This is a genomic window from Shewanella sp. SM95, from assembly GCF_025653595.1.
GTDB lineage: Bacteria > Pseudomonadota > Gammaproteobacteria > Enterobacterales > Shewanellaceae > Shewanella > Shewanella oncorhynchi.
Genome location: NZ_JAKKSE010000028.1, coordinates 39956 through 53591, shown reverse-complemented (window position 1 = coordinate 53591; position 13636 = coordinate 39956). Strand labels below are relative to the sequence as shown.

The window sequence follows — 13636 nt, the reverse complement described above, 5'->3', positions numbered from 1 at the left end:
ATAGCCTTGTGGAACCACCTGATCCCATCCCGAACTCAGAAGTGAAACGCAAACGCGCCGATGGTAGTGTGGGGTCTCCCCATGTGAGAGTAGGTCATCGCCAAGCGCCTAATTTAGGTTAACGTGTAGACGTTAAGCTAAAGGAGCGGTAGTTCAGTTGGTTAGAATACCGGCCTGTCACGCCGGGGGTCGCGGGTTCGAGTCCCGTCCGCTCCGCCAACATTAAGAGATAAGCCTCATCGAAAGATGGGGCTTTTTTCGTTATGGCGTTGTGGATCTTTCGTCCCAGTGACGCACATGCTTCGGGCTCGAAGCATGTGGTTATCGTCATAGTCGGGCATCATGTAGATGACATCCTTATCAGAATATGAAATTTTTGTTTTAAAGCTAAACCAATTCTATTAATTAGCAAAATATATCCATTCCCGAAAGCCCAACTGAGTCATCCTCTGTAGCTCCTCAATGCATTTAGGCTATCGAGCATTACATAACAATATCGCCATACCTATTGAAACAACGATTTGCCAATGTGTGCTGCCTCGGCCATTACTACGTCTGCTCTATCGGATTCAATTTGATTCAAACGGTTGCTGTCTGATGGCCCTAGGACGTGTTCCTGTAGTCGCCCAAAGCCATGCTACTTCATTTTCAAAACGATTGAGGGAAAGGATAGATAAGCGCACAGATGCAGCAAGGTGCGCTTAGGAAGGGGGGGCTACTGGTTGTGCTCAGAATGTTTGCGATGGAGAACTTCAAGTAGTTCATCTTCGAGTTCGAAGCGTGTTTCCATGTTATGGGCGAGCTCAGATAGGTCTTTATCGAGTTGATATAATACGAAATCGTCTTGTGTTTCCGCATATTTATCGTTGAAATCTAATGCTGCATTCGTGGTTGGCGTGATTTTGGGCAATACTTGTTGCGCGAGCGTTTTGCTTGATTCGCCATATTCACTGCAGGCATTAACGACTTTATCATAGACCTCGAAATGTCCTTCGGAGACATAGTCAACTAATAAGTCACAGAAAGATTTAACATGTTCGAACGAGGGAAGTGATTTTTCTGATTTACTGTAAGGAGGAAGCCCAGCAATTTGGCAGTAATGCACTAACAGTTTTCGACGGTTTTTTAGCCATTGATCAATAAGCTTATTTGAACCGCCCCACTTCTGTTCTGCTTTTTCGAGTTCTCTCAGCATGATGCATTCCATTTAAGTGCCAGCACATAACTCTAATGTAGGGACAAGTTGCTAATCGATCAACTCTTTTCATGCGAATTTGCGAGAATGACGAAATGGACAAACCAGCTGTTTCGTATCGAAAAATGCAAATAAAAAGCCCAACGATAGAAACCTATCGTTGGGCGAGTAAAGTTTATAGCAGGCTCGATGCGACGAGCTTCTTGATTGTTCTTGCTAGCGCAGACTTTTTATACCAAAGGCGGGGAACCGGCGCAACTTTTTTCTGTCTGAGTGTGACTTCGTTACGAATAAATGAGCAGTATGTTAGCTGGGTAACATTTTCCGGTTTATGCGGTCAAATCGACGCCAATGATGGGGAATAGCTCACATAAATTTGCACATAAAGGTTACATTATTCGCGTAAATGCTAAACTACCGACCCAGCGGATCTCAATAAGACTAGGAACCAAGCCCAATGGCAGAATTAAAGAATGATCGTTATTTACGCGCCCTACTAAAAGAGCCTGTCGATGTGACCCCTGTGTGGATGATGCGTCAAGCTGGCCGTTATCTTCCTGAATATAAAGCCACTCGCGCTCAAGCGGGTGACTTCATGTCTTTGTGTAAAAATCATGAGCTTGCCTGTGAAGTCACGCTGCAACCTTTACGTCGTTATGATCTTGATGCGGCGATTTTGTTTTCCGATATCCTAACTGTACCCGATGCTATGGGTTTAGGTTTGTATTTTGAGGCGGGTGAAGGCCCACGTTTCGAGCGCCCAACAGACACTATCGATGCGATCAAAAAGCTCTCAATTCCAGATCCAGAAGATGAGCTGGGTTATGTGATGAAAGCCGTTAGCACTATTCGCCGTGAACTGAATGGCGCAGTGCCGTTAATTGGCTTTTCTGGTTCACCTTGGACCTTAGCGACTTACATGGTTGAAGGTGGTTCGAGCAAAACCTTCGAAAAAATTAAGAAGATGGCTTACGCTGAGCCAATGGCATTACACATGCTGTTAGATAAATTAGCCGATTCAGTGATCCTATACCTGAATGCTCAAGTTGCTAACGGTGCGCAATCTTTGATGATTTTTGACTCATGGGGCGGCGCGTTATCGCACTCTGCTTACCGTGAGTTCTCTTTGCGTTATATGCAGAAGATTATTGATGGTCTGACACGCTTTGCCGATGGCCGTAAAGTGCCAGTGACGCTGTTTACTAAAGGCGGTGGTTTGTGGCTAGAAGCGATGGCAGAAACTGGCTGTGATGCACTAGGTTTGGATTGGACGGTAGACATTGCCGATGCCCGTCGTCGTGTCGGTCATAAAGTTGCATTGCAAGGCAACATGGACCCATCTATGTTGTATGCGCCAATTCCACGTATTGAAGAGGAAGTTGGTCATATTCTAGCGGGTTATGGTGAAGGTACTGGCCATGTATTTAACCTAGGCCATGGTATTCATCAGCATGTCGATCCAGAACATGCTGGCGCCTTTATTAAGGCGGTTCATGCACAATCAAAGCAATACCATAAGTAATTTTTGGTTTGCGAAACAGGCCCGCTTGCGGGCCTGTTTTATATCCGACATTTGAATTTGATAGCGTTGGAGCTTCTGGCGAAGGTATCTTTATGGATTAGCGTATGCAGTGGTTTCTATCGTCTGCGAGCTTAATGAGTCTTACTTTTAAATAACGACTTAAATACCCTATATTCACATACTGATTATGTGTGAATTATCTTGATAAAAAGTAAAATTCAGAATTGTTTAATTTATAAATTTTATTTTTAAATCAAAGGTATGAAATGGATTTAATTGCATGAAAATGTCTACTTTAGCAACGACTAAAGCGAAGTGATGTTTAATACTATTCGCAAATGAGATATGTTGCATGGCGTAATGAAGGATTATGCAAGGCCGTCAATCAATTTAGTTATAATAAGCCGTGGTAAGAGATGCACATTGGCAAGAAAATAATGGTATTTATTGCGGGCTTTTGTCTCCCTGCGGTGGTAATTGTCTCCTATTGTCTTGGTTATTGGTACGACCATCGCGTCGAGCTATTACGTCAAGATAGTGCTAACCGTGAGCTTGCCAATATCCAGCAGCAGTTTCAAATTGATGTCGATCGCTTAACCTTTCTCACTAATATCTATGCCTTACCTTTGTCTCAATTAGATGAAGACCAACTTAAAAAGCTTGAATCCTCGTGGCGCGATAGCTCAATGTCAGCCAATCTGAGTTGGTATATTCTACGGCAGGGTGAATTGCACCCTTTTTTCCCCAATGAACGTCCCTTTGAGAATGATAAGTTACGAGAAATCGCCAGTGCTATTGTCAGTGCCGACAAGCCCAGTGTTGCTGGCGCTTATTTGATGGGCAAGTATGCTTATGTCGTTACTTCCGTGGCTTCTGCGCCCAATGAATCTGTGCTGCTGGTACGCCAACTGACTGATAAAGACTTACTGGAATATGCTCAAGCCTTATTGGTGACTAAGGTGAGCATGAGCCATTCTCGCGACGTTACACCAACAGTTGATGGTGTGCACAGTGACGCGATTAACATTCCAAGCCTGCTAAAAGATAAGCCTGTCTACCTGCAAGTACTGTTTTCCGATGGTCCCTTTAGGGAGGTTAAATTTCAACTCGATTGGGTATCGCTCGGATTTATTCTCTTTGGTGTGTTTATTGTTGGTCTTGGTTATATTTGGCTGCGTTCGGGCTTACTCAAACCCTTTAAAAATCTGATGCATCAATTGGCGCTGGTCGATCCTATGTCTAGTGTCTATCAACCCGTTACAAGCGAGGGTAATGAAGAATTAGAAGTGCTCGCCAGCCGTGTTAATAGCTTGCTGGCAAGAATTTATCAGCAAAACGAACGCGCGAAAATCACCTTAGAATCCATTGCTGAAGCGGTGATTTTGACCGATGTCGATGCCAACGTGATTTATATGAATCCGCGGGCCGAGTTGCTTCTCGATGTCGCCAGTTGCTATGCCATAGGTCAGAGCCTTGCGAGTCTGTTAAAGGCTGGGGAGCAGTTGAATCAGGCGGTTTTTACCTGCATTCGTCTCGAAGAATCAGCGCCGCAGGTCGAGAAAATCAAGCTATTAACTGCTTCGCCTCGGATTATGGAGCGCAGTATTAGCAATCTGCGTAATCACGATAAAGAAATTGTTGGTACTGTCGTGGTATTGCGGGATATCACTCAAGAAGAGTTGCTTAAACACCAGCTACAAAAAAGGGCAAATTTCGATAGCATAACAGGGCTGCTAAACCGTCAGGCATTTGATGAGCAGTTACCCCAATTTGCCGCTTCAGCCAAAACTATCGCCGTTTGTTACCTTGATTTGGAGCAATTCAAGTTGATTAACGACAGCTGTGGCCATACTGCAGGCGATCGTATGCTTGCTATGGTGGCTAAGGCAATGCAGGCTTGTCTTGGGTCACAGGAGCTATTGGCGCGCCTTGGTGGCGATGAGTTTGGTTTAGTGATTTGTAATCGTAGTGCCTTATCTGTGGCGCAATTACTGAAGCAAATGATCGCGCAAGTCTCCATGCAAGTGTTGAACGATAAAAACTGTAATTATAAAGTTGGCCTCAGCATAGGTGTTGCCTTTGGCCGTGCTCCCTATATCGATGCACAAGAGTTATTAAAAGACGCTGATATCGCCTGCATTGCCGCTAAAGCTAAGGGGGCTAATCAAATTCATTTTTACGATGATAAAGATAAAGAGCTCACCTACCAAAGAAATGCGCCTAAGTGGGCGGTACGTATCGCGCAAGCGATTGAAGAAAACGAGTTGATCCTTTATTACCAACCGATCCGCGGACTAGGCAGTGGTCCGCAGCGACAACGAATGGAAATTCTGTTACGAATTCAAGAGCCCTGTGGCCGCATTTTGGCGCCTGCGCAGTTTATAGCCGCCGCAGAACGTTTTAAGTTGATGCCTGATATCGATAAAGAAGTCATCCGCAAAGCTTTTTTATGGTTGTCTTTGAACCCCGTGCTTTGGCCTGATCATTGTATTTCGATCAACCTTTCGGGCAATAGTTTAGGCGCCGAAGGTATGGTGGAATATATCGCCCAGCAGCAACACATTTTTGATATTCCAAGCCAATGTATTTGTTTTGAAATTACTGAAACCACCGCGATTCAAAATCGCAATCGTGGTATGGAAATGTTGAAGCAGTTACGTAAACTCGGTTTTTCATTTGCACTGGATGATTTTGGCAGTGGTTTTGCCTCTTATGGTTATCTGCGTGAGCTGCCGGTGGATTATGTCAAAATCGACGGCTGTTTTATTAAGAACCTCGCCGTGAATGCTAAAGACTACGCCATCGTTAAATCGATTCAGGATGTTTGTCGGGTTATGGGAATCGAGACTGTTGCTGAATTTGTTGAGAATCAGGATATTATTGACAGGTTGTTGAGCATAGGCATTAACTATGCGCAAGGTTATGCGATAGGGCGCCCGCAACCCTTAGCTAATTATCGTGAGCAATACGAGATGAGGCTTGCACAACGCGCGTGAAGGATTGCGCTTTTAGCGTGATTATGCCAATTTAGCAAAAGGCGTAATTAACATAGCGATAACAAAGGAATGACTATGGATGGACTCACTGGCAAGGTCGTGATCATCACGGGTGCCTCAGAAGGTATTGGTCGGGCGCTCGCCGTGGCAATGGCGCGAATGGGCTGCCAACTAGTGCTCAGTGCGCGTAATGAAACACGTCTCGCTTCACTCGCCTTAGAAATAGCTAATTATGGTTTACCTCCCTTTGTATTTGCTGCCGATGTCTCTCGTCCTGAACAGTGCGAAGCCTTAATTGAAGCCACGGTCGCGCATTACGGTCATCTCGATATTTTGATTAATAATGCCGGCATGACCATGTGGTCACGGTTCGATGAGCTTACTCAACTGTCTGTACTTGAAGACATTATGCGGGTGAATTATCTTGGACCTGCGTATTTGACCCATGCTGCTTTACCCCATTTAAAGGCCAGTAAGGGCCAAGTGGTCGTTGTGGCGTCAGTCGCTGGATTAACAGGCGTACCCACTCGTAGCGGTTATGCTGCATCTAAACATGCCGTGATTGGTTTTTTCGATTCACTGCGGATTGAGCTCGCGGACGATAATGTGGCGGTGACGGTAATTTGCCCTGATTTTGTGGTGTCACAAATTCACAAACGCGCCCTTGATGGTGCGGGTAATCCTTTAGGCAAGTCACCGATGCAAGAAGCTAAGATACTGACGGCCGAGCAATGCGCTAATATGATGTTGCCAGTGATTGCAACTCGAGGCCGTCAACTGATTACTTCACTTCGCGGTCGTTTGGGGCGTTGGCTTAAGCTGATCGCACCAGGCTTAATCGACAAAATTGCCCGCAGGGCGATCGCCTCCGGGCACTAAAGTCTTTGCCACTACAAGCTATTTGCCACTCTTATTGAGATGCTTAATGATTGATTGTTCAGCTTCACTTTGAGTCGCTTTGTCCCCATCGATATCGATAGTCACAGTCGCGTTATGGCCCGTCATATCCTCTGCAATATGAAACCAATCTGGATGCCAGTAAAAGCTGGCTCCTTCTAGGGTTTGCCAGTTATGTACGCCTGATTTTTCACCTTGATAAATAAGATCTTTTATCGAATAACCCATATATTTACCCCATTAATTTCATGATTGTTAAAAATATAAGAAGCTAAATGGTGCACGTCATCTTAACCTAGGTATGTGCTTTACATCACATTTTAAGGTAAACATAAACCCCGCCAGAGCGAGGTTTATGAATAGCGTTAGTATCTTAGCGAGATTAAGGTTTAGCACACTTATGGTTTGGTGCACTGGGTTGGCGAACCCACGCCTTTCCACAGGGTTGTACCATCAGTGAGTGACAAGGGCACAAAGGTTAAACCTTGGCTCATATTGGCGGGTGGCAAGTCGGTTTCTAACTCATACATGCCCATGGGGATAGCCCCTGATGTGGCATTGGCGGCTGTTTGTGCGGCCGCAAGGCTTGAGTAGCGCAGACCCAACATATCAAAGTGGTTGCGCCAATCTTTGCCTGTGAGTTTACTCAAAGACACCAGCATAAAGTCGTTGCCCGGAATATCTTTCACTGTTTTGCCACCGTAGACACTATTGCCTTCAAACGGAAATTGGCCAAAGCCCAGTTTGCTACGATTCGCTTCCCAATCACTGGCGTTATTCGCATATTTACCGAAAATACGACTGTGTTGATACAGCAAGGTAAAGAGATTAAAGCCATTGTTCAGAGTGGTGCCGTCACTGAGCGTCATGCCGTGAGCCTTAAGCGCCATTTGGATGTAAAACGCCATGCGATAACCGTTATGCACAGCATAAGTATTGCTGGCCCAAGGCGCAGTGTATCTGTCTTCACCAGCATCGAGCACCTTACAATTGGCGCCAAACACTACGCGTTTACCACTGGTGTCTGTTGTACCTGCGGCATCTGACATAAACACATAAAAGAGATCCTTGTGGTTCATGTGACCATCGGTCACTGTGCCTGTATTGCCGTCGCGCAGATAATGGGTTTTCCACTTCACCACATAGGGGAAGATATTGTTGGAGTTTTCCCCTGCGCGGCTGCCATAACCTGCCCAGTTATCATGATCACTTACCGCAGCATATTGCACATTGAGACGGTTAGTTTGCAGATTGTGGCCTAACTCATGGTTATCACCCCAACCCGTTGGGTCGATATTCCATGCTGCGTCCCAAGGATTACCGCTACAACCTCCACCGCACTGGGCATTTTGGTCATAATTCGCGTGTTGAATGATAGTGCGGGTATGCAGACTATTATCGATACAGTCGTCGCCAAACAGTCCTTTGCAGGCCGCTAGTACATCGGCAGGTAAGGATTCACTTAAGCTCTTGCCTTGGATCTTAAGTCCCGCAAGGGTGTAAACGCTGTTGATATGGTCATCGACAATACTTTTGAGTAGCGCGTTTACATCGGGTACATCCCCGCCGATGGCGTTTAAAAAGCGGTCGCGACGCAGATGCTGCTCGGCACCATCGGTACGCAAGTCTACATGGGGTAATTCGGTATTTTGGATGCGATCGTTAAAGGCTGCTATTTCTGCAGGGTTTGAAAAATCCATAATGGTCGGATGTTTAGCCAGATGCTCAGCGCTGACTTCGACATTTAACGCGCCGCCATCAGCATTCGAAGTATCACCACTGATATACAGATAAATCGGCCCGCCGTAGGGGGAAGAAAATTCGAGACTTTGTCCTTGAGCTAAGCGCAGGCGTTGCTGCGCCAACTCCAATGGACCGCGGTAGATTTTCTGCTCATAGGCACGGTTAGTATTGCGTCTGTGGTAGTTGAGTTTGATCTCCACATTCGCAGCGCTGCTATCGAGACGAGTCAGCTTAATGGTTTGTCCTGGCAGTGCATACCAGCCCGTGGTCGTCCATTGGCCTGCATAGGGCACGCTAATGGTTTTATGTTCTGTGACAGTCGCAGGATAAGCGTAGTGCGCATTGCTGCCCTTGCTGAGGTTAGCTCTGTCGGTAACATATTCACCTAAATCTGGCTGGGCTAAGTTACGGGTACGGGCATAGCTGACGGTCCAATCGGCAAACAGGGCCTGCTGCCACTGGGCGTATTCGCTGTAGGCTATGGGGTAGTCAATCTCGCTGCGATACTTATCGGCGAGCAGCAGTCCGGCCTTCATCAAGGGGAAGTCTGCTTTGGTAAACACATCGATAGCATGGTTATCTAAGGTTTCAGCATTGGCTCGATACCAATCGGCACCCGCCTTGAATGAGTCAACAAAGGCGGCAGCATTACAGCTCAAGTAATTACCGCCGCAGTCGTTGAGTACTGAGGTGTCGAAGCGGCCTTCGTTAAGCTTGCCGAGCAAATTATTCACCTTGGCCAGGGCGGTGTCTTCGACCAAAATATCGGTCACACTGAGGTTATTGGCATTGAGTTTTGACCAGTAATTGCCAGAGGTAGAAAGCCCCATCTCAAGATAAAGTGGCGACAGTATTGGGCTTTCATTACGCCAGTAGTTAGAGAGCAACAAGGGAATTCCTGCCGCTTTGGCGTTAGCGATCGCGGCTTTTATGCCTGCAAAACCGAGTGACTGACGGTCTATGTCACTAATGATAATCAGATCCGGTTTCAGTGTGTTGATACAGTTGCTTAACTCGCTGTAGTCACAGGTATTTGCTGTATTAATGCTATGGGCTGCGGGGTAGTTGTTTGTGAGCCAAGTGCGGATCCCTTCATTATGGGGAAAGTACCAACTGTCAGCCTTGCTCGGCATTTGGGCGGTCACTATGCTGAGGCCGTCGGTTTTATCGGCGCCTTTGGTCAGCCAGCCTAAAAGGTTTTTCAATAAAGTATCGGTTTGCGCCGAAGTGTTGACAGAAAATAGATTTCCTCCCATGGCCGCATATCTTTGCCCCTGTTGCTCGCCCGCCATCACTAACCCACGAACGGCGCTTGCCCCACTGCCATCGACATTTGATGGTAAGACAGTAAAAGTGTTCTCCGGCATAAAGCTCGAAAAGGTAATTGAGTCATGGGTTGGATGCCAAGAGATGCTGCTACCGACACCTTGATATAGCTGATTTATCTGGGCTTTACGTTTGATGTCGATATTAGCGAGTTCGGCGATGCTGAAATCAATTAACTCACTCGCACTGGCAAGCCTGTGGTCTTGGTGTTTAATGGCATTTTCGGCATTACTGATAAATGTCGGCGTGATAGTGCAATCGGCCGTCATGGCCGCAGTGGTGTAAGTCAGCACATTGAGCGTGCCACCACAGCCAGTAATGCCCTCAAGCGTAAAGCCGGTATCGGCAGTAACGCTAAAAATAGCGCTTTTGCCAGACTCCACTTTTTGGCTGCTTGGACTCAGTGCGCCACCTATTACCGATAGGCTGTTGGCGGTGTATTGTACCAGCGCGGGAGGTTGGACTGGCGGCTGAGTGGGTGGTGTTGTCGTGCCAGCATCTTCTGAGCCGCCACCGCATCCACTAAGCAGTATGGCAATGGAGGCATAAAGTAGTCTAATCCTCATGGGGAGTCCTTGAACTTGGTATATTTAACATTTGGTTGACATTGTATCTTGTTGCTCCTGTTTTCAATAGAATTAATTATATAATTTTATTGAAAATCATGATGTTATATTTGACGCTTGTCAAAAAACAGGCACAAAAAAACCGGCTTCTTGCCGGTTTTTTAATAGAGATATTAATTAATCTTACTGTTCACGTGCGATTGCGCGATAACCAATATCGGTACGGAAATACACATCATCCCAGTGGATTTCATCAACCAATTTATAGGCGGCTTTTTGCGCTTCGGTGACTGTGTTACCCAGTGCCGTCGCACACAATACGCGACCGCCGTTGGTAACGACGTGGCCGTTTTTCATCTCAGTGCCCGCATGGAAAACTTTACCGTCGTTATCGCCAAGGCTGAGACCGTCAATCACATCAAACTTGCGATACTCATCTGGGTAACCGCCAGCAGCCAATACCACACCCACGGCTGCGCGCTCGTCGTATTCTGCGGTCACTTTATCTAACTCGCCACGGGTGGCGGCTAAACAGAGTTCCACTAAGTCAGACTTTAACCGCATCATGATTGGCTGAGTTTCTGGATCGCCGAAGCGGCAGTTGTACTCGAGCACTTTGGCGCTGCCATCGGGCGATATCATCAAACCCGCATACAAAAAGCCAGTGTAGACATTGCCTTCTGCCGCCATACCATCAACCGTTGGGCGAATGACGTTCGCCACAGTCCAATCGTGTACCGCTTGAGTTACCACAGGTGCTGGCGAGTAAGCGCCCATGCCGCCAGTATTTGGGCCGTAATCGCCGTTATCACGGGCTTTATGGTCTTGGCTGGTGGCCATTGGCAGAATGTTTTTACCATCGACCATCACGATAAAGCTGGCTTCTTCGCCCTTGAGAAACTCTTCAATCACTACGCGCGAACCAGCTTCGCCAAACTTGTTACCGGCGAGCATGTCATCAATTGCGGCATCGGCTTCAGCTTGGTCTTGCGCGATAATCACGCCTTTACCTGCGGCTAAACCGTCGGCTTTGATAACCACTGGATAACCCGTTGTGGCCGTTAATTCACGCACGAAAGCTTTGGCATCGCTGATTTCAGTGCAGTTTTTATAACCCGCCGTTGGAATATTGTGGCGGGCTAAAAAGTCCTTAGTGAAGGCTTTTGAACCTTCGAGCTGAGCTGCCGCCTTAGTTGGGCCAAAAATCGGTAAACCTGCGGCGTTGAATGCATCAACTACGCCCATCACTAATGGCGCTTCTGGGCCGACTATGGTCAGTTCAATCTTATTGGTTTTCGCAAAATCGAGCAGAGCAGGGATGTCTGTGGCGCTGATCGCCAGATTTTCAACATTAGGTTCTAGGGCTGTGCCCGCATTGCCGGGTGCTACGTAAACGGTATCAACTTGAGCCGATTGAGCGGCTTTCCAAGCTAGGGCATGTTCGCGGCCGCCGCTACCAATGATCAACACTTTCATGGTTAAAACTCCCACACATCGCAAAGGAAAAGGCCCTAATCGCTAGGGCCAAGTTTGATTTAAGTTGTTATCAATGACGGAAGTGGCGCATGCCTGTCATCACCATGGCCATGCCGTGCTCGTCTGCTGCTGCGATGATTTCAGCATCGCGCATTGAGCCGCCCGGTTGGATGATGCAGCTAATGCCCGCAGCCGCTGCGGCATCAATACCGTCACGGAAGGGGAAGAAAGCATCGGATGCCATTACAGAGTTCACTACTTCTAAGCCTTCATCGGCGGCCTTGATGCCAGCGATTTTCGCGCTGTAAACGCGGCTCATTTGGCCAGCGCCGACACCGATAGTCATGCCGTCTTTGGCATAAACGATGGCGTTAGATTTAACGAATTTCGCCACTTTCCAGCAGAACATTAAGTCTTTCAGTTCGCTTGCCGTAGGTTGACGTTTAGAAACCACTTTGATGTCTTCTAAACCGACCATACCTTGATCGCGATCTTGCACCAGTAAGCCGCCGTTAACACGTTTGTAGTCTAAGGTTTGGGTCTTAGTATTCCACTGACCACATTCTAATAAACGTACGTTGGTCTTTTTCGCAACCACATCGCGCGCCGCTTGGCTGACGCTTGGGGCGATAATCACTTCAACGAATTGACGCTCAACGATCGCACTCGCCGTCGCAGCATCTAATTCGCCGTTGAAGGCGATAATGCCACCGAAGGCTGAGGTTGGGTCAGTTTGATAAGCGCGGTTATAGGCATCGAGTAAGTCTTTACCTAAGGCCACACCACAGGGGTTAGCGTGTTTAACGATAACGCAGGCGGGTTCCAAGAATTCTTTTACGCACTCAAGGGCGGCGTCAGTATCGGCAATGTTGTTGTAAGACAAGGCTTTGCCTTGCAACTGAATCGCGGTAGCCACAGAAGCTTCATCAATTTTAGTGTCAACATAGAAAGCCGCTGCTTGATGGCTGTTTTCGCCATAGCGTAAGTCTTGTTTCTTCACTAATTGGGTGTTGAACGTGCGTGGGAACTTAGAATCAGCAAAGCATTCGTCCGTGCTGTGTGCAGGAACCATAGTGCCGAAGTAGTTGGCGATCATGCCATCGTAACCCGCAGTGTGCTCAAAAGCCGCAATCGCTAAGTCGAAACGCGTCGCATGGGTCGTGCTGCCATTGTTAGCCGTCATTTCTGCAAGTACGCGATCGTAATCGGCCGCATTAACGACTATGGTAACGTCTTTGTGGTTTTTTGCCGCCGCGCGCACCATAGTTGGGCCGCCAATATCGATATTTTCGATAGCGTCTTCTAAGGTACAACCAGCTTTAGCCACAGTTTCAGCGAAGGGATAAAGGTTAACCGCAACCAGATCGATGGCATTGATATTGTTGTCGGCCATCACGCTTTCATCAAGACCGCGGCGCGCTAAAATGCCGCCGTGCACTTTAGGGTGCAGCGTCTTAACGCGACCGTCCATGATCTCAGGGTGTCCTGTGTAATCAGATACTTCGATAACAGGCACGCCGTTATCCGCTAACAAGCGAGCGGTGCCGCCAGTTGATAACAATTCTACACCTTGGGCGTGAAGTGCTTTGGCGAACTCGAGAATTCCGGTTTTATCTGAAACGCTTAACAGCGCGCGACGAATGGGTCTGGCATTATTTGCAGCAGTCATTTGGGTACAGGGTCCAGTTATTTTAGTTTCAAGGATCTTTCGGAAAACAGAACAGCCTTAACGCTGTACTGCTTTCCAAAAGTCCCTTGGTCCTATTTTTACTTTATTAGCTAACTTTTTATCCCTTCGTCACAGCGCGCGTATTCTAGCGTAAAACTCGATTTACGGGTGTTTTTTCTGCGTGATTTCACAATATTCATTTCAGAACAAAGCGGCATTGCCGTGTTGGCTTTCAGTAAAGTTAAA

General features: G+C 47.1%; 8 protein-coding genes, 1 tRNA gene and 1 rRNA gene. 5 read left to right on the top strand and 5 right to left on the bottom strand.

Features of this window, described 5'->3' with window-relative positions; all coding sequences use genetic code 11:
* Both rrf and L5M29_RS21050 read left to right on the top strand, forming a co-directional pair.
* A 5S ribosomal RNA gene (gene rrf, locus L5M29_RS21055) occupies window positions 1-106 on the top strand; the annotation flags it as partial.
* Between the two features lie 36 nt (window positions 107-142).
* Window positions 143-219, top strand: a tRNA-Asp gene (locus L5M29_RS21050).
* A gap of 496 nt (window positions 220-715) precedes the next feature.
* On the opposite strand, the gene rsd is transcribed toward L5M29_RS21050, so the two are convergent.
* Window positions 716-1195 carry a sigma D regulator gene (gene rsd / locus L5M29_RS21045; RefSeq protein ID WP_113941703.1) on the bottom strand — a complete coding sequence of 160 codons (480 nt, stop codon included), beginning with the start codon at window positions 1193-1195 and terminating at the stop codon, window positions 716-718.
* Window positions 1196-1652: 457 nt separating this feature from the next.
* On the opposite strand from rsd, the gene hemE reads away from it, so the two are divergent.
* From hemE to L5M29_RS21030, 3 genes are all read left to right on the top strand, one after another.
* Window positions 1653-2717, top strand: coding sequence for a uroporphyrinogen decarboxylase (gene hemE / locus L5M29_RS21040; RefSeq protein WP_006079904.1), 1065 nt, complete (start codon window positions 1653-1655; stop codon window positions 2715-2717).
* A gap of 416 nt (window positions 2718-3133) precedes the next feature.
* On the top strand, window positions 3134-5713 hold the full coding sequence (locus tag L5M29_RS21035) for a putative bifunctional diguanylate cyclase/phosphodiesterase (RefSeq protein ID WP_263169890.1): 2580 nt from the start codon (window positions 3134-3136) through the stop codon (window positions 5711-5713).
* A gap of 75 nt (window positions 5714-5788) precedes the next feature.
* Window positions 5789-6592, top strand: coding sequence for an SDR family oxidoreductase (locus L5M29_RS21030; RefSeq protein WP_263169886.1), 804 nt, complete (start codon window positions 5789-5791; stop codon window positions 6590-6592).
* Between the two features lie 18 nt (window positions 6593-6610).
* On the opposite strand, the gene L5M29_RS21025 is transcribed toward L5M29_RS21030, so the two are convergent.
* The 4 genes from L5M29_RS21025 to purH all read right to left on the bottom strand — a co-directional run bounded on the left by L5M29_RS21025 (window position 6611) and on the right by purH (window position 13390).
* On the bottom strand, window positions 6611-6838 hold the full coding sequence (locus L5M29_RS21025; protein ID WP_105250390.1) for a hypothetical protein: 228 nt from the start codon (window positions 6836-6838) through the stop codon (window positions 6611-6613).
* A gap of 170 nt (window positions 6839-7008) precedes the next feature.
* Window positions 7009-10245 carry an ImpA family metalloprotease gene (locus tag L5M29_RS21020; RefSeq protein ID WP_263169885.1) on the bottom strand — a complete coding sequence of 1079 codons (3237 nt, stop codon included), beginning with the start codon at window positions 10243-10245 and terminating at the stop codon, window positions 7009-7011.
* Between the two features lie 183 nt (window positions 10246-10428).
* Window positions 10429-11721: a phosphoribosylamine--glycine ligase gene (gene purD / locus L5M29_RS21015; protein WP_263169881.1), complete on the bottom strand. Its 1293-nt coding sequence runs from the start codon at window positions 11719-11721 to the stop codon at window positions 10429-10431.
* Between the two features lie 70 nt (window positions 11722-11791).
* Window positions 11792-13390 (bottom strand): bifunctional phosphoribosylaminoimidazolecarboxamide formyltransferase/IMP cyclohydrolase, encoded by a 1599-nt coding sequence (gene purH, locus L5M29_RS21010; RefSeq protein WP_131524202.1) that lies wholly within the window; start codon window positions 13388-13390, stop codon window positions 11792-11794.
* Window positions 13391-13636 lie beyond the last annotated feature (246 nt).